General features: G+C 45.8%; 17 protein-coding genes. 13 read left to right on the plus strand and 4 right to left on the minus strand.

Annotation, left to right across the window (positions count from 1 at the left end):
- Nucleotides 1-89: 89 nt before the first annotated feature.
- From SY83_RS14865 to SY83_RS14885, 5 genes are all read left to right on the plus strand, one after another.
- The gene (locus tag SY83_RS14865; RefSeq protein WP_197479869.1) at nucleotides 90-449 is read left to right on the plus strand and encodes a hypothetical protein; all 360 of its coding nucleotides are present in this window, start codon (nucleotides 90-92) and stop codon (nucleotides 447-449) included.
- Between the two features lie 154 nt (nucleotides 450-603).
- Nucleotides 604-2,451 (plus strand): translational GTPase TypA, encoded by a 1,848-nt coding sequence (typA, locus tag SY83_RS14870; protein ID WP_068607813.1) that lies wholly within the window; start codon nucleotides 604-606, stop codon nucleotides 2,449-2,451.
- A gap of 29 nt (nucleotides 2,452-2,480) precedes the next feature.
- Nucleotides 2,481-2,783 carry a YlaH-like family protein gene (locus SY83_RS14875; RefSeq protein ID WP_068607817.1) on the plus strand — a complete coding sequence of 101 codons (303 nt, stop codon included), beginning with the start codon at nucleotides 2,481-2,483 and terminating at the stop codon, nucleotides 2,781-2,783.
- Nucleotides 2,780-3,058 carry a hypothetical protein gene (locus SY83_RS14880; RefSeq protein WP_068607819.1) on the plus strand — a complete coding sequence of 93 codons (279 nt, stop codon included), beginning with the start codon at nucleotides 2,780-2,782 and terminating at the stop codon, nucleotides 3,056-3,058. Before SY83_RS14875 ends, SY83_RS14880 begins: the two co-directional genes overlap by 4 nt.
- Nucleotides 3,059-3,070: 12 nt before the next feature.
- Nucleotides 3,071-4,081, plus strand: coding sequence for an LCP family protein (locus SY83_RS14885; protein WP_231891262.1), 1,011 nt, complete (start codon nucleotides 3,071-3,073; stop codon nucleotides 4,079-4,081).
- Nucleotides 4,082-4,388: 307 nt separating this feature from the next.
- Here the strand turns inward: SY83_RS14885 and SY83_RS14890 are convergent, their stop codons facing one another.
- The gene (locus SY83_RS14890) at nucleotides 4,389-4,934 is read right to left on the minus strand and encodes a YhcN/YlaJ family sporulation lipoprotein (RefSeq protein ID WP_068607822.1); all 546 of its coding nucleotides are present in this window, start codon (nucleotides 4,932-4,934) and stop codon (nucleotides 4,389-4,391) included.
- 111 nt (nucleotides 4,935-5,045) lie between these two features.
- Here SY83_RS14890 and SY83_RS14895 point away from each other — a divergent pair, with 111 nt between their 5' ends.
- On the plus strand, nucleotides 5,046-6,377 hold the full coding sequence (locus SY83_RS14895) for a PhoH family protein (protein ID WP_068607830.1): 1,332 nt from the start codon (nucleotides 5,046-5,048) through the stop codon (nucleotides 6,375-6,377).
- Between the two features lie 77 nt (nucleotides 6,378-6,454).
- Here the strand turns inward: SY83_RS14895 and SY83_RS14900 are convergent, their stop codons facing one another.
- Nucleotides 6,455-6,949 (minus strand): hypothetical protein, encoded by a 495-nt coding sequence (locus tag SY83_RS14900; protein ID WP_157279867.1) that lies wholly within the window; start codon nucleotides 6,947-6,949, stop codon nucleotides 6,455-6,457.
- A gap of 133 nt (nucleotides 6,950-7,082) precedes the next feature.
- On the opposite strand from SY83_RS14900, the gene SY83_RS14905 reads away from it, so the two are divergent.
- Nucleotides 7,083-8,384, plus strand: coding sequence for an ABC transporter substrate-binding protein (locus tag SY83_RS14905; RefSeq protein WP_197479870.1), 1,302 nt, complete (start codon nucleotides 7,083-7,085; stop codon nucleotides 8,382-8,384).
- On the opposite strand, the gene SY83_RS14910 is transcribed toward SY83_RS14905, so the two are convergent.
- On the minus strand, nucleotides 8,367-9,461 hold the full coding sequence (locus tag SY83_RS14910; RefSeq protein WP_068607842.1) for a coiled-coil domain-containing protein: 1,095 nt from the start codon (nucleotides 9,459-9,461) through the stop codon (nucleotides 8,367-8,369). The genes SY83_RS14905 and SY83_RS14910 overlap by 18 nt on opposite strands.
- 93 nt (nucleotides 9,462-9,554) lie before the next feature.
- On the opposite strand from SY83_RS14910, the gene SY83_RS14915 reads away from it, so the two are divergent.
- Nucleotides 9,555-10,688, plus strand: coding sequence for a class I SAM-dependent methyltransferase (locus SY83_RS14915; RefSeq protein ID WP_157279868.1), 1,134 nt, complete (start codon nucleotides 9,555-9,557; stop codon nucleotides 10,686-10,688).
- Nucleotides 10,689-10,726: 38 nt separating this feature from the next.
- On the opposite strand, the gene SY83_RS14920 is transcribed toward SY83_RS14915, so the two are convergent.
- Nucleotides 10,727-10,963, minus strand: a complete 237-nt coding sequence (locus SY83_RS14920) for a DUF2626 domain-containing protein (protein ID WP_068607848.1) — start codon at nucleotides 10,961-10,963, stop codon at nucleotides 10,727-10,729.
- A 289-nt stretch (nucleotides 10,964-11,252) separates the two neighbouring features.
- On the opposite strand from SY83_RS14920, the gene SY83_RS14925 reads away from it, so the two are divergent.
- From SY83_RS14925 to SY83_RS14945, 5 genes are all read left to right on the plus strand, one after another.
- Entirely contained in the window at nucleotides 11,253-11,912 is a 660-nt protein-coding gene (locus SY83_RS14925) for an RsfA family transcriptional regulator (RefSeq protein WP_068607850.1), read from the plus strand.
- A gap of 114 nt (nucleotides 11,913-12,026) precedes the next feature.
- Complete coding sequence (locus tag SY83_RS14930) at nucleotides 12,027-13,031, plus strand: ketopantoate reductase family protein (RefSeq protein ID WP_197479871.1); 1,005 nt, start codon at nucleotides 12,027-12,029, stop codon at nucleotides 13,029-13,031.
- A gap of 6 nt (nucleotides 13,032-13,037) precedes the next feature.
- Nucleotides 13,038-13,427, plus strand: coding sequence for a DUF3397 domain-containing protein (locus SY83_RS14935; protein ID WP_068607852.1), 390 nt, complete (start codon nucleotides 13,038-13,040; stop codon nucleotides 13,425-13,427).
- Between the two features lie 332 nt (nucleotides 13,428-13,759).
- Nucleotides 13,760-15,406: a peptide ABC transporter substrate-binding protein gene (locus tag SY83_RS14940; RefSeq protein ID WP_068607854.1), complete on the plus strand. Its 1,647-nt coding sequence runs from the start codon at nucleotides 13,760-13,762 to the stop codon at nucleotides 15,404-15,406.
- 202 nt (nucleotides 15,407-15,608) lie between these two features.
- Nucleotides 15,609-16,544 (plus strand): ABC transporter permease, encoded by a 936-nt coding sequence (locus SY83_RS14945; RefSeq protein WP_068607859.1) that lies wholly within the window; start codon nucleotides 15,609-15,611, stop codon nucleotides 16,542-16,544.
- The last annotated feature ends 1 nt before the right edge of the window (nucleotide 16,545 follow it).

The raw sequence follows: 16,545 nt of genomic DNA on the forward strand, positions 1-16,545 counted from the left end.
TGTTCTGTCTTGGGGCCGTCATGCTGCTGTCGAAGACGGGAATAGTCCGCTATTCCCGGGAATGGCTTCTTCCGGGTGTATTATGTGGTTTGAGTCTAGTTCTTCATACGTTAGTTGTCAGCCGGAAAGCTCCCCTGTTTATTTTAATTGCGGGAGGTTTTTTGGCATGGACAGGATTGCTGGGAATACTCGAAGCGCTTTCGGAACGAGCATGGCGGCTTTGGGGCTGGCCGTTGTTGCCCGTCGGCATATCCATAGGAATGCTTGAGTATTATTTGGCTGTCCGAAAGCGGGATCGTTCCGCGTTGACCGCCGCTCTCGTCATGGGATTGCTGTCTGTTGCATCGCTCATCATCAACGGGCTCCTGCACGCGGGGGTGCACGTAATCGCCATGCTTTTCATGGCTTTGGGAGCTTTAATTATTGTAATAAATAATAAGAACAGATGAGGATAACATTGCTTTTTACCTGTTTCATCAAGTATACTATTATATATATGATGGCGTCGGTATGTACTCCGGCGCTACTTTTATGAAATTGGCGATGATTCACATTTGATACGGTTCTTTAAAGAAGACCGACAGACCAGAAGGGATAGGGATTATGCATTTAAGAGAGAACATTAGAAATATCGCGATTATCGCACACGTTGACCACGGGAAAACAACACTGGTGGACAAGCTGCTTCAACAATCCGGAACGTTTCGTGACAACGAGGTTGTTCATGAGCGCGCGATGGACTCCAACGATTTGGAGAGAGAACGCGGCATCACCATTTTGGCCAAAAATACGGCTATAACCTATAAAGAATATCTGATTAATATCGTTGATACACCTGGACATGCTGACTTCGGGGGCGAAGTGGAACGGATTATGAAGATGGTTGACGGCGTACTGTTGGTCGTTGACGCGTTTGAAGGCTGTATGCCGCAAACCAAGTTCGTATTGCGTAAAGCTTTGGAGCATAATCTGACTCCGATCGTAGTCTTAAACAAGATCGACCGTCCTAATGCTCGTCCGACTGAAGTTGTTGACGAAGTGCTTGATCTGTTTATCGAACTTGGAGCGAACGACGAGCAACTTGAATTCCCTGTCGTGTACGCATCCGCGTTGAACGGAACATCATCCATGGAATCCGAGCCGGAGAAACAAGACAGCAACATGCAAGCCATTTATGAAACTGTCGTTAAACATATCCCTGCACCGACGGAAAGCACGGAAGAACCATTGCAATTCCTGGTTACGTTGATGGATTATAATGAATACCTTGGCCGTATTGCGGTAGGTCGCGTGAACCGTGGAATTATTAAACAAGGCCAATCCGTAGCGGTTATGACTCGTGAGGGACAAACCAAGCAAGCGAGGATTGAAAAGTTGTTCGGTTTCCAAGGCTTGAAGCGCGTTGAAGTAGAACAAGCGGGAGCGGGAGATATTATCGCGATCGCGGGTATTAAAGAAATTAATATCGGTGAAACGATTGCCGATCCTAATAATCCAGAGGCATTGCCTGTATTGACCATTGACGAGCCGACTTTGCAAATGACATTTGTCGTTAACAACAGTCCGTTCGCCGGTAAAGAAGGAAAGTGGATTACTTCCCGTAAATTGCGCGAGCGTTTATACAAAGAATTAGAAACGGACGTTGCGTTGCGTGTGGAAGACACGGATTCTCCAGACGCGTTTATCGTTTCTGGCCGCGGTGAACTTCACTTAGGAATTCTGATTGAAAACATGCGCCGCGAAGGTTTTGAATTGCAGGTTTCCAAGCCGGAAGTTATCGTTAAAGTGATTGACGGTGTTAAATCAGAGCCGATCGAGCGTCTGATCATTGATGTGCCGGATGATTCCATGGGTTCAGTTATGGAAAGCTTGGGTTCCCGTAAAGCTGAGATGGTTAACATGATCAACAACGGAACAGGAACGGTGCGTTTGGAGTTCTTGATTCCTGCTCGCGGATTGATCGGTTACCGTACGAACTTCCTTACGTTGACTCGCGGTTACGGTGTAATGAATCATGCCTTTGACAGCTATGGTCCATATATGGGCGCCAACATCGGCGGACGTCATCAAGGGGTTCTGGTTTCCAATGAGACCGGCGTTTCCACCTTGTACGGAATCTTGTCGATTGAAGATCGCGGAATCTTGTTCGTAACGCCGGGTACGGAAGTATACGAAGGTATGATTATCGGCGAGCATACACGCGATACGGATATTATCGTAAACATCTGTAAAGAAAAGCAACTGAACAATATTCGTTCCGCCGGTAAAGACGATACCGTGAAGATGAAGACACCTCGCTTGTACTCATTGGAGCAAGCTTTGGAGTACCTGAATGATGATGAATATTGCGAAATTACGCCTAAATCGATCCGTCTTCGTAAGAAGATCTTAAACAAAGCAGAGCGTGAACGTTCTGAGAAGAACCGCAAGAACGCAGAAGCCAGCGTTTAAGGATCGGGGCTAACGGGAGGATACTTACGATGAATGAATGGTTGCTCGCGCACCCATGGATTGCCTTTGGATTGATTTATATCGGTCTGGTGTTCATCTATAATAAAGTATTCCGTGTTCGGAAACTTCCACTTCTTAAAGATTTAATTATCTATATCTTGATTGCTTTCGGAGCCGGCATGCTGCTGATTTTTCAGCTGGATGCCGGTTTACCGATTATCCCTTGTTTGGCTGTGGCGATTGGACTTATGCTAATGGTGAAAATCCGTTACTTCGTCGAAGCCAGACAGAAGAGGAAAGAGCAACAAGCACAACAGGAAGAAGCTTCATGAATCTGCGGGATACTCTTTACAACTGGTTACAAATTAAACTGGTAGCCGACGCGCGCCCTGAAGATCGGGCTGCTGCGGATACCCGGGATTTCTTCGAATTGATGCTGACTGAAGACCATCATGCCCTTCCTTTCGGAATTTCAAGCGCGGACGAAGAGAATATTCATGTATTCTATACGGAAGCCGGGAATCGAAAATTTCGGGTGTATGATCGGGTGGATGCTTATCGACTGCTCCAGGACATCAATGACAATCCCAAATATAATGAACAATAAAGGATGCGTCTTATGACTTCACCGAAAACAACCGGAATGCCTTCTAGAGCTAAGAAGAAGCCTAAGAAACCGCGTAAATTACTCAGACTATTCCTGATGTTGATGTTGATAGCAGGCTTGGGTATCGCCGGATTTGCGGGATACACCTACTTTAAGCTGAACGGTCTGTTAGATGAGGTAGCCGCGGATGACAAAGAAGGGAACGTTGTTGTTCCCAAAGAGGATTTAGCAGAGGTTAAGCCAAAGACGATTCTTCTGCTTGGATTGGACAGTCGTAAAGAAACGCATACGATGTTAACGGATGTAATTATGGTGATTACGATGAATCCGCAAACCAAGTCCGCTACAGTGGTCTCCATTCCAAGGGATACCCGAATGGAAGTGACCGGGTTCAACCGTGTTTCCAAAGCGAACTCTTACTACGCCGCATTTCATAACAAGAACGATTACTCAGACCCGGTTGAAGCCAACATGAAGAGTTTCTTCGGACAGTATCTGGATGTACCGATTGACTATGTGTCCGTAGTGAATTTCAACGGTTTCAAGGACGTCATTAACGCTGTCGGCGGTATTGATGTTAATGTTGATATGGACATGAGATATGTGGACACTGCCGACGGTACGGATATTGATCTCAAGAAAGGTCAACAGGAGCTTAACGGAGATGAGGCACTGGATTACGTTCGCTATCGTAAATCCAATAAAGGTACCGGCGCTTCCAGTGACCTGGAACGCAACCAACGCCAGCAAGAAGTGATTCACCAGTTATTGAACAAGATTAAATCTGTTGAAGGTGTTGTGAAAGTTGGCGGGATTTTCGATGCTGTCGGAAACAACATTGAGACCGATATACCGTCCCAGCAATTAACAAGCTTCATAAAAACATATATGGGCATCAACAACGATAATATAGAATATGTTCCTTTAGAGGGGACATGGCGAAGCCCGTACATTCGTATTGATGAAGAACAACTGGAAGCGGCCAAGAGCAAGCTGAAAGCGCGTTTGGGCCAAAGCGAATAGGCAAAGGACACTATTGTATAGTGGATAACTGTGCTATACTATGCTTGTAATCATCGCTCCCAGGAGGACTGATTCCATGGTCGTAACCGAAACTTTTAATTGCATGGATTGGCCTTTAACTGAATGCTGTTCAACTGTGGATCCAGGGGATGCATTGTCTTGTGGTTTGCCCCAGTTCTTTTTAAAGAAGCCTAGTTCTTATTGAACTTGGGCTTTTTTATATGAACAAAATTGCTGAGGATCGGGTTGCCTGAAGGTTCTGATCATAGTGTGCTTTCCCTGGATTCACATTATTCATCATTAGTGCTTAAAGATCATTCTGTTTCACATGTTTCTTATCATGCACCGGGGACTCATCCGGAGAGCGGATATCGCTGGGGAATTGCGGCATGACACGGCCCACAATATCGGCGAGCTCATCTGCGAAGCCTTGAACTGGTCTCCCGTTGTTAATGTCTTGGCGGATGTCCTTCAGCCTTCCTGCCAGATCCAGATCGGCTGTAACTACAGCGTACTTGCCATACGGATCTTTACGCAGAGCTTCCGCCACAGAGTATTTAATCGTTCCTACTCGGGATCGGTCTAAATCCTCCGCTACGTTAACCCCAACGATAGCCGTATTTCCGATAACCACGCAGTTGGCGTCCTTCACATGCGGAACAGCGCGAGCCAAGCTTTCCAGATGCGCCGAAACACTTTTGGAATCATTTATGACAGGTCGTTCCGGTATCGTTTGCTCCGTTTTTACATAATACTTATCATGTGAAGGAGCAGGAGCGGCCTCGTTCTGACGGGAAGCATTGCAACCGGCAAGGATAGTCAGAATCAATACTGTGCCAACAATTGTTTTCATCACATTCACCCTTTCTTAAATTCCTTTAAAACCCATGGATAGTGTATCCTTAAAGAACTTTTCTATGTATTATCCTGTTTGGGGAAAACAAACGCACGGAGGGGACTTTAGGTGGAAAAAATATTCGTATTGGATACCAACGTATTACTACACGATCCTAATGCCATGTTTGCTTTTGAAGAGAACGAAGTCATCATCCCCGCGGTGGTTCTTGAAGAAATTGATTCCAAGAAACGTAATGCCGACGAACTGGGGCGCAACGCCCGTTATATTTCCAGGTTATTAGATGGTTTGAGAGGTAAAGGAAAGCTTTATGAAGGAATTGCTTTGGATAATGGCGGAACATTGAAAGTCGAGCTCAACCACAGAAGCTTCAATAAGCTTCAGGACATGTTCAGCGAAGTGAATAATGATAATCGTATTTTGGCCGTTGCGTTGAATTATCATCTGGAACAACAAAGCACCACCAACCCTAAGCCGGTCGTTATGGTAAGTAAAGACACTTTGGTTAGAATTAAAGCGGATGTGCTCGGATTGGTAGCTCAGGATTACCTTTCGGATCGCACCGTTCAATTATCCGATATGTACTTGGGTTATGTTACGCTAATGGTGCATCCTGCGGTAATTGATGAATTCTATACCTACAGATTTCTTTCCATTAACAATCTGAATGTAAATTACGGGTTGCATCCGAATGAATTTGTTATTCTGAGAGATGAGATGGGTACTTCTAAATCAGCATTGCTCAAAGTGACTACCGATGGCAAAAAACTGGAGCCGCTATACTTAAGTAATGAGCCAATCTGGGGAATTGCCGCACGCAATGCACAACAACGAATGGCGCTAGAGCTTCTTCTAAATGAGGATATCCCCCTTGTTACACTGACGGGTAAAGCGGGAACAGGAAAGACGTTATTAGCTTTGGCGGCTGGATTGTTGAAAGTTGAAGATGAACATAAATTTAAAAAATTGTTAATCGCCCGTCCTGTTGTGCCTATGGGTAAAGACATCGGATATTTGCCGGGGGAAAAGGAAGAGAAGCTGCGGCCGTGGATGCAACCGATTTATGACAATCTGGAATTTTTGTTCGACACCAAGAAACCCGGAGATATTGACAAAATTTTGGTGGGTCTGGGGAGCATTCAAGTCGAGGCGCTTACTTACATTCGCGGACGTTCCATACCGGGACAATTTATCATTATTGATGAAGCCCAAAATTTGACCCGTCATGAAGTGAAAACGATTGTGTCCAGGGTTGGTGAAGGCAGTAAAATCATCTTGATGGGTGATCCGGAACAGATTGACCATCCGTATCTGGATGCATCAAGCAATGGTCTGAGTTACATTGTAGAGCAGTTCAAGGGTCAAGGGGTAAGCGGTCATATTACCTTGGAAAAAGGGGAACGCTCCGGTCTGGCTCAACTGGCAACCGATTTACTGTAGTGCTAATGAAAATTGATGACATTAAACGAAAAGCAGAGCCGCGCCGGCTTCTGCTTTTTTGGGCGGGGAGTGTTCCTTTACAACCATGTAACCGAGTGCCCATAGGCTGCCGCAATCCGATTCACCCATTCTTTATGGTCAACATCAACATAATAGATGTCCCCGGGTTCAGCATGAAATGAGACAATTAAATTTTCTTCAAGTTGAAGGAGACATGGCTTAGTGTCCATTTCGGTCAGATGGAAAAGGGGAAGTACCCTATATAAAGCGACCTTGTCCGCATAAAGATAAGCGTAGCCCTGTTTGCTCTCAAACCCGTAATCCTCGTAATTCCTATATTTCACGGCGTTATCAGGAAGAAGCCATACATCCATTTCCTCGTGGTAAACTTTATAATGATTTAGCACATCCTTAATGGTCGCGCGTTCTTCCTCGTTATTTAGGATCAACAGTTCTTTATCCCGATCCCACAAGCTGACTTTTCCCGCAATCGCTTTTATGATTTGAGCGTAAAATCCCGGGAGTTTGCCTTCCGGCAGTCGCATGCTTAATCCAAATTTGTAATTTTGCATGTACATTCACACCTCCTGTTCCTTCCACAGATTTTTTCCTATCCTTTTATTATGCTGAAAACCCGGAAATCTCGCAATGACTCTTACTAAAGCGATTACAACATAGGGAAAACATGGTATGATAGACCTATCTTTGAGCGAAAGGACGGACTTCATGCCTGGACGTAAAGTTGCCATTCTGTTAGCCATGTTGTTCTTAACTTCCATCTTGCTCAGTCGTTCCCTGGACCGCGCTCAGATTGCTAAGCCCGCCGAAGTGCGCGCGCCTGCGGAGTTTTTTTCGGGTGAGGACCGCCAAGACGAAGCCTCCGGCCTTCAAGTTTTGCGTATAACCGTTTCTTTGCCGCCTGAGGCATTCCGTAAATTGCAGGATACTACGAATCAATACTCCAATGAACATAAGTCAATCTACATAGAATTGGAAAATGTACCAGAAGAACAGTCTTACGATTATTTAAAATCCGCAGCTGAACTCGGGGATACTCCGGATATTATGATGGTAAATCATGAAGTTCTTCAAGAGTTCGCTTCCTTGGGATTTTTACAGCCAGTGGACACTTTGTTGACGAATGAAGCTAAAGCCGCCAGACTTGATATCATGATGGACCAGGTACGGTGGAACGGATATTTATGGGGGATTCCTGTGGAGGCGGATCCCTATGTTTTGGCTTGGCATAAGCCGTCTCTGGAACAATTAAAGCTGCAACCTTCGGTCTTAACAAAGGAATGGTGGCTGCGTGCGGACACCCTGTTGAGAAATGGTGCTTCTGACACGATACCCCTCTATATTCAATCAAGCGATCCCTATGCGTTTATCTCCCTCATTTGGGCGTTAGGCGGCTCCTGGCAAGAGAATGAAATCAATAAACTCACCTTTGAAGATTCCAGATTCTATGGCGGTGTAACGGCTGCCGTACAACAGGGCTTGGCCGGTTACAGTGACAACGAAGTGTGGGAATTTATAAATTTGGGTAAGATTAAACTCATGGTTACCCGATTATCGGATTTGAAGCGAAATGGCGGGGCAGATGTGGGTTACAGATCCCTTGGAAGGTCGAATGTTACTCGGTCCGGTTCATTGGGGGGGTGGATTTACGGATCCAGTTTTGCGCTTTCAGCCAATACGAAGCTGGTAGAGGAGGCTCGCAAGTGGATTAACGCTGTTGGTGCGGAGTCCATATTAGCCGAGTATATGGATGAAGGACTTTTAATGCCAGCCGTGAAATCGGCATGGACTTTTCCTCGCATTGCTTCACCGAATGACAAAGACGGCCAAGCGCTCAGGCAAGGCCGTGTGTTTGAGCATCAACCCGATATGAAACGCAAGCTGGACTTTCTCCTTCTCCATCTTAAGAAGCTGGGTTCAGGAACGCCCATGGAAGAGTTTATTATCGGATTAAACCAGGAATGGAGCCCGTCACAACCCCATTTTTAAACTGACGATTAATTTGTCATCTTCAATGATGATTCGTTCAGCCTTAAAGACGGCCATAATTTTTTGAGGATAAAAACCCAGGTCGAACCTTTCCTCAAAAGCGCGGCTTGTCGTTTCGGGCAGTTGTAATCCGTTAAATTCTAATTCGTTTAAGTGGAATTTTATTACGTTTTTTGGTTTCTGTTGAACCGTATAATAACCTGCTATTTTTACCTTCATGTCATCTTTCGTACCTTCGGCAATGACTTGATCCTTTACAAAAGTGAAACGGATGTCTTGGAACAGAGGGTTTTTTTGGCGCAAAAAAGAATTCAGATCATCATCCGTCACCATAACGGTATACTGCAACCCGTCCAAGGAGAGTTCCTGATTGCTTTGCTTCAACAGCTCCGGGAAATCTTTCATTGCTTGAGCCATGGCTTTGAAATAGCTCTGGAATAATTCTTGGCCGCTGGTCAGCCAATATCGTGACATATCGTCTATAAGCTGCTTTAATGCTGCCGCGTCACCGGATTCGGTCAATGCTTCATTCACTTCCTGCTGCAAGGATGTCCAATGTTCTCGCTGGGCTTGCAGGTTTTCTTCGGATTGTTTAAGCAGCGCTTGCCGGGACATCACCATCTCTTTCTTAGCGCTTAGGTTCCGGGCATCGGCAGTGTATTGATCCAGCAGGATTCGGTCGCCTTCCATAAGAAGTTGAACCGTATCCAGTAGTGAAAGAGCGTCTTTCCAGGAGCGGGTGCTGAGCAGAAGAGACCAGAGCTGTAATCTTTCGCCTTGATACATACTGTTCAGCAGAGCCGACATTTTGCTATGCTGGGCCTGTAATCCAGCTTCGTGTTCTTTGACTTCTTTATGGATAAGACGGAGTTCTTCTTCCGTGCTTTCACGGAGTTTGCTGATCCTGCTGATTTCCCGGTCAAGCTCAACAAGCGTGAGGCTTTTCTCTAACAGTTGCTGTTGGTGCGCTTCCATCTCAGGAATAGTCACAGGCTCCGTGTATACATAATCTGTTCTGCTAAACAGGAATATCGTAGCCATGCACGCCGCAGTAATCAGGCGAGTCCGTTTATGCATACGCGACATTACCCCCTTGTCCTCTTCCTAAGCATATTCAGCAGTAAAGGTTATTCATGACAACTAAATGATGCAGAAAGCAGGTGAGCAAGAGTGAAGGTAAGTAGCGGCACCGGGCTCGTTCACCGTCTTGGAGTGTGGATGGAGCAAGACCCGAGTAGTACAATTTCATTCAAAAGGTTTATGCAGGCCTGCTTATATGATGAGGATTACGGTTATTACATGACGAATAACACCAAGGTCGGCAAGGCCGGAGACTTCTACACCAGTTCCAATATCGGTACGGTGATGGGTGAGGTGTTGGCGCGCGACCTTATTTCGCGAATGCGCTTGTTTAATGCTTCCGTTCCAGGAATTGATATCGCCGAATGGGGTGGAGGCACAGGACGGTTAGCCAAACAAATTCTGGATGAATTGCAGAAGCTGGCGCCTGAGCTTTACACTCGAATTCGATATTCGATAATTGAAGAAAGCCCATTTCATCAAGAGCGCCAAAAGCTTGAATTGAAAGAGCATGAAGCCGTAACTCGTGTCATCTCTTCTGCCGAGTGGCTGCGGGGAGGACCCTATTCATCTGTGATCGTGCTTGCTAATGAATTGTTGGATGCGTTCTCCGTAGAACGCTGCGTGTACAAAGAAGGGACGGGATGGCATCAGGTTAGGGTCGGTTGGAATCAGCGTCATGAAGAATTCACGGAGTTTCATACGCTGTTAGAGGATGGAGAACTGCTGAAATACCTTCAGGCCTATATATTGCATCCCCAATCGGGACAAGTGGCGGAGGTCAATCTGGATGCGGAAGACTGGGTTCAATCTATTGCAGAGTCAATCGTACAGGGTAATCTGATCGTGATTGATTACGGAGATACGTACGAAGAAATTTACGCTCCGCATCGACTTCATGGAACCCTGTTATGTTATTACAAACACAGCGCTACGACTAATCCATACATTCGGGTCGGCGATCAAGACATCACGACGCATGTTAACTTCACAGGATTGATGCATGCGGGATCGCGGTCCGGCATGGAGGTTGAAAGATATTCTACACAGAAGAAATTTTTACTGGATGCGGGTTTATTAGAATGGCTTACAGAGCATTCCCATTCGGATCCGTTCCATCCTGTAGCTAAACGCAACCGGGCTGTCCGGCAATTGCTAATCAGTGACAGCATGAGCGAGTTGTTTAAAGTGCTGGTGCTAAGCAAAACAAACAAAAGGCGCTGACTTGAAGTCAGCGCCTTTCCTGTGAGCGGGACACAAAATTAGAACGGAAGCCCCATTTCGAAAAACGTCCAATACGTGAATCCCAAGAACGAAATGATCATGTAGCTCCAGAACATGAGTATGTACGTTTTTTCGGAAAAATTCAAATATCCCAACAAGACGAACACCGCTGTTTGAAAGAAGAACAGCAAGGCCATCTCAATCATATCCCCGGCGAAAGCCATAAGACCGATCGCTAGCGTCCAAAAACCTAGAACCCGAAACATACGTGCCACGAATGCATCCCCCTCTCGTACGCAATCATAATTATCTATTGAACATTATACCGACTAGCATGGATGAAGTCCACTCCTCAACTTTGACGAAATCGCAAACTTTTGCCAAAGCTGAAGCCGTATCAATTTCCTTCATTACGTATGAGTCCTCAAAAAAATGGATATACCAAATAGTATCAAATAGATTCTATGAACTCTACCAAGGGCATAGAAATAAAGTATGCAGTGAACAAATGATTCCATTACATAGGTTTTGACGTTTAGATTAGGTTAGGAGGTTATGGCAATTATGTCAGCAATAAGACAAGACGCATGGAGTTCGGAAGACGACTTGATGCTTGCGGATATTACGCTCCGTCATATTCGGGAAGGCAGCACACAGCTTGCCGCTTTCGAAGAAGTGGGGGACCGTATCGGCAGAACGTCTGCAGCTTGCGGATTTCGTTGGAACAGTTGTGTACGCAAAAAATACGAGGCTGCGATCCAGATTGCGAAGGCGCAGCGGCAAAAGAAGAGTTATATGAAGAAGCAAACCGTAACCAATACGCATGAAGTTCATGTTTCTTCCATTTCGGTTGCGCCGGATGAAGAGCTGCTGTCTTACCGTCAGGATGTTGTTTCGGAAGAATCATTATCCATAGATGCGGTTATTCGGTTTCTGCGGCAATCGAAGGGAACCTATCAGGAAATGTCCAGACAGATTAAACAACTGGAGCGTGAGCTTCGAGAGAGAGAAGAAGATATCCAGCGCATTCGTAAAGAAAATTCCAAGCTGTCCAAAGAAGTGAGCGAAGTTCAGACGGACTACCGTGTCGTTAACGACGATTATAAAGCACTCATTCAGATTATGGACCGGGCGAGAAAGTTGGCTTTCCTGGCCGAAGAAGAAGATGAGCCCAGATCTCGTTTTAAGATGGACGCCAATGGCAACCTGGAGCGTATAGAGTAGTCTTGCTGAATGAATATGAAGTAATGAAAGAGATTGCCATAGGGCAGTCTCTTTTTTTTGTATTATGGCCTTAACTTTGCTATAGTTGCTGTGAAATTAAGGAGAAAGAAGGGCTTGACATTGCATATTGCCATCGCAGGTGCCGGCGCCGTCGGGCTGCTGCTCGCCGCCCGCCTCAGCCAGGCGGGCCAAGCCGTCACGCTGCTTACGCGGACGGCGGATCAGGCCGGGCAGCTTCGCGCCGCCGGCCTTGACTTTACCGCGCGGGACAGCACCCGCGCGCGCATCGCCGTGGCTGCCGAGCCGCTCACGGCGGACCCCGCGGCCGGGTCGTCCGCGCTCGCGGGCTTGCAGCCCGCCTGGATATTCCTGACCGTGAAGCAGCATGCGCTGCATGATCAGGAATTTCTGGATGGGCTGCAAGCCCGCGTCGGACCGCAGACCCGGCTGCTGTGCTTCCAGAACGGAATCGGCCACCTGGAGAAGTTGGCCGAGACGTTTCCCGCGGCGAAGCTGTACGCCGCGGTGACGACAGAGGGGGCGCTCCGGACGTCCCCTGGCGCGGTGACGCATACGGGCGAGGGCGTGACGAGAATCGGACAGGCACCCTCAACGCTGCAAACCGGTCTCATCTCCACGTCGTTACATGACTCGAACGAAAGCGCGGCATCATTGAATCTGTTGATTAAGTTGCTGTGCGAGGCAGGAATAAAGACAGAGTTGTCGAAAGATATTGTAAATGAAATGTACCAAAAGTTGTTAATCAACGCGGTGATTAATCCAATCACTGCAATTCTGCGGATTTCGAACGGCGAGTTGATACGCAACGCGTATGCCTCATCCCTGATGTTGCGTCTGTTCGATGAATCCTATGCGGCAGTCGCCGCGCAAGTTGAGGAGCTGCCTGACCGGATGTGGAATCGAATTGAGGAGGTATGTGCACGGACGGCGGTAAACCGTTCCTCTATGCTTCAGGACGTGGAAGCGAAGCGTGTCACTGAAATCGAGGCCATTACCGGAAGGCTGATTGCCCAGGGTCGGTTGAAAGGAATCCCGATGACCGCAAGCGAGACGCTTTACGCATTGATTAAAGCAATGGAATCTGATTATAACGGGTGAGGACCTATGTTTTTTGAAGGTGTATGGACGATATTTCGATTTCTGGCCGTGGTGCCCTTTATACCGTTTGGGGCGGCTTGGCTGATCAGCTATGGGATTGTGAAGCATCGCAAGAAAGCGTTAATGACTGCCATGGACGTAACCACGGTGTTCTTAATCGTGGCTGTTTCCGCCTTGTTTAATGAGATTTTCACTAAGGAGTTCGGTTTATACGGTATTTTATTGTTTATGTTGTTGACAGCCGGCTTTATCGGCAATGCTCAGAACCGCATTAAAGGAAAAGTGAATGTACCCAAGCTGAGTAAGGCGCTTTGGCGGTTCAGCTTTGTAGTGCTTAGTTTCTTTTATATTTTGTTCATGGTCTTGGGTATAGGGAAACAGTTCATGAGCGCATGATAAGTGAATAGTCACCCATAAGATGATAACAATCTGCGACATAAGGCGGATTGTTTTTTAGTTATGTATTGTTTTTTTGGCAAAAGATCATTACACTAAGGTAGCGGTTTTTTCATGAGCCAAGATTACGTCAGGTATTCTGACATACATGAAAATAATTGTTGCTAAAATTGTGTTTCGTGTAATAATATATTACATAGTTACAGCTTTTCGGCAAATTCCTAGTGATTTTCATTGTTCTAAAAGTCTGAAAATTTCGCTAGATTTTATTGACCAATGGTTGTATAATCAAAAGCACAAACACAAAATCTTAACAAAAGGGGAAAAGAAGCATGAAGAGAAAAAGTTTAGTCCTAACTCTTGCTTTCGTTCTTGGTATGGGAACGGTATTGGCAGGTTGCGGAAGCAACAACAACGGCGGTAGTTCGGAAGACGCAGCACAAGTATTCCGTATGAACCTTCGTTCCGAGCCGCCTACATTGGACCTGGGTCAAGCACAAGACAACACATCTTTCACTGTGTTGAACGCGATTTACGAAGGTTTGACTACAAAGAATGAAAAAGCTGAAGTACAACCAGGTGTGGCTAAGGATTGGAAGATTTCCGATGACGGCCTGACTTACACAATGAACATTGATGAGAACGCGAAGTGGAGCAACGGCGATGCGGTTAAAGCAAGCGATTTCGAATTTGCTTGGAAACGTATCCTTGATCCGAACCTTCAACCTGCTTCTCCTTACGCATACCAATTGTACTACCTGAAGAACGGCGAAGAGTATAACACGAAGAAAGCAGGCGTGACGGCTGATCAAGTAGGCGTTAAAGCTCAGGACGACAAAACGCTTGTGATTACGTTGAAAGCTCCTACACCTTACTTCTTAGGTCTTCTGTCCTTCTTTACTTACTTCCCGCAACACGAAGCATCTGTATCCGCTAACCCGGCATTCGCTGCTGAAGCTGCGACCATTATCGGTAACGGTCCGTTCACACTTGCGGAATGGAAGCACAACGACAGCATTACGCTGAAGAAGAGCGACACATACAACCGTAAAGATGAAATTAAATTGTCCGAAGTGAAAATGGCAATGGTTGACGATGCTTCTACTGAACTTTCCATGTACGACACAGATGAGTTGGATTACACTGGGGCGCCTACAGGCGAAATCCCGTCCGACCAAATTCCTACATTGAAAGAAACGAAGAAAGACGAGCTTCGCATTAAAGGCGTAGCGACATCTTACTACTATGTATTCAACACAACGGCTGAACCGTTTGATAACGTCAATATCCGTAAAGCTTTCGCAATGTCCATCAATCGTCAAATGATTACAGACAAAGTAACATTAGGCGGACAATTGCCGGCCTTCGCTTTCGTACCTCCTGGTATTAAAGGAGAGAAAGACGAATTCCGTAAAGAGCAAGAAGGCAGCTTGTTTAAAGAAGACAATGCTGAAGCTAAGACTTTGCTTGAAAAAGGTATGCAAGAAAAAGGCTACACCAAACTTCCTGAAATCACTTTGATTCACAACACGGGCGCAGGCCACAAGAAAATTGCCGAAGCTATTGCGAACATGTGGAAAACGAACCTTGGCGTAGATGTTAAAATCGAAGCTCAAGAGTGGGGCGTCTTCCTGAAAAACCGTACGAACCTGAACTACCAAGTTGCTCGCGCAGGCTGGGGAGCGGATTACAATGATCCGATGACATTCATTGATATGTTCACAGCAGGCAGCGGTAACAACGATACAGGCTGGAAAAATGCGGAGTTCGACAAATTAGTTAATGAAGCTAAAGCTTCTTCCGATGAGAAAGTGCGTATGACTGCAATGGCGAAAGCTGAAAAAATGATTACGGACGACATGATCATCATGCCGATCTACTATTATACTTCGGTAGGTATGTTGAAACCGAACTTCAAAAACATCACGATTGACTACAAAGGCGATATCAACTTCTCTCGTGGATATATTGAAGAATAATTCATAGTTTCAATGGTGGAATGAGCAGACTTCGGGATATGTATGGTTGCCATATATATCCCGATTTTTTTCTGTTGTCAGGATTCAATTAGAAGATGTACTGGTAATATTATAAAGTGGATTATAAAGGCTCAAACCTTTAAAATAGAGTTAGCGCATAATGTCTACTTAGAGCAATTATTTACTACAGGAGGTGCCAAGGGTGGCTCGTTATCTATCAAGCAAGCTAATATATATGTTGATTTCTTTATTCATTCTTGCCTCTGCTACGTTCTTCCTTATGAAGATCATCCCGGGAGATCCTTTTCAATCCGAAAAAGCGATTCCGCCTGAGATTAAGAAGTCCATCATGGCCTATTACGGTTTAGACAAGCCGTTAGGTGAGCAGTATGTCAACTACATGAAAAATCTAGTGACCGGCGATTTGGGCATGTCTATGAAGATGCAACATACATCTGTTGTTAAGATTATTAAAGGTTCTTTCGGTTACTCTGCCCAATTGGGTATTATTGCTATTATCACATCTGTCATTGTTGGTTTGTTTTTAGGCTTGGTGGCTGCTTTACATCACCGTAAATTGTTGGATAACCTCGCCATGATTGTTGCTGTTATCGGTGTTTCGGTCCCGAACTTCGTCCTTGCATCGATTATGCAGTTTGTACTCGGGGAAAAGCTGGGATGGTTTAAAGTTGCGGGCTTGAACGGACCGTTGGATTACGTCATGCCGGTCATTGCGCTTTCGGCATTGCCTGTTGCGTTTATCGCGCGTCTGACACGTTCTTCCATGTTGGAAGTACTGTCTTCTGATTACATCAAGACGGCTAAGGCCAAAGGTCTGGCTAAGAATGTGGTTCTGATCAAGCATGCTTTACGTAACGGAATTATGCCGGTTGTTACCTATGTAGGGCCTCTAACCGCGAACATTATTACAGGTTCCGTTGTAGTTGAGAAAATATTCGGTATTCCGGGTCTGGGCAAATTCTTTGTCCAAAGTGTCGGGAACCGTGATTATACGTTAATTATGGGCATTACCTTGTTCTACGCCGTCATTCTGATGTCTGCCCGTTTCCTGACAGATGTCGCATACGGCTTCGTTGATCCTAGAATTAAACTATCCAACCGGAAAGGAGGAGCTTAAA

The organism is Paenibacillus swuensis (genome assembly GCF_001644605.1).
Taxonomy (GTDB): Bacteria; Bacillota; Bacilli; order Paenibacillales; family DY6; genus Paenibacillus_N; species Paenibacillus_N swuensis.

Coding starts and splice junctions, on each gene's coding strand:
- typA (WP_068607813.1), top strand. CDS start 604: ATGCATTTAAGAGAGAACATTAGAAATATCGCGATTATCGCACACGTT.
- SY83_RS14875 (WP_068607817.1), top strand. CDS start 2,481: ATGAATGAATGGTTGCTCGCGCACCCATGGATTGCCTTTGGATTGATT.
- SY83_RS14880 (WP_068607819.1), top strand. CDS start 2,780: ATGAATCTGCGGGATACTCTTTACAACTGGTTACAAATTAAACTGGTA.
- SY83_RS14885 (WP_231891262.1), top strand. CDS start 3,071: ATGACTTCACCGAAAACAACCGGAATGCCTTCTAGAGCTAAGAAGAAG.
- SY83_RS14890 (WP_068607822.1), bottom strand. CDS start 4,934: ATGAAAACAATTGTTGGCACAGTATTGATTCTGACTATCCTTGCCGGT.
- SY83_RS14900 (WP_157279867.1), bottom strand. CDS start 6,949: ATGCAAAATTACAAATTTGGATTAAGCATGCGACTGCCGGAAGGCAAA.
- SY83_RS14910 (WP_068607842.1), bottom strand. CDS start 9,461: ATGCATAAACGGACTCGCCTGATTACTGCGGCGTGCATGGCTACGATA.
- SY83_RS14925 (WP_068607850.1), top strand. CDS start 11,253: ATGTCAGCAATAAGACAAGACGCATGGAGTTCGGAAGACGACTTGATG.
- SY83_RS14935 (WP_068607852.1), top strand. CDS start 13,038: ATGTTTTTTGAAGGTGTATGGACGATATTTCGATTTCTGGCCGTGGTG.
- SY83_RS14940 (WP_068607854.1), top strand. CDS start 13,760: ATGAAGAGAAAAAGTTTAGTCCTAACTCTTGCTTTCGTTCTTGGTATG.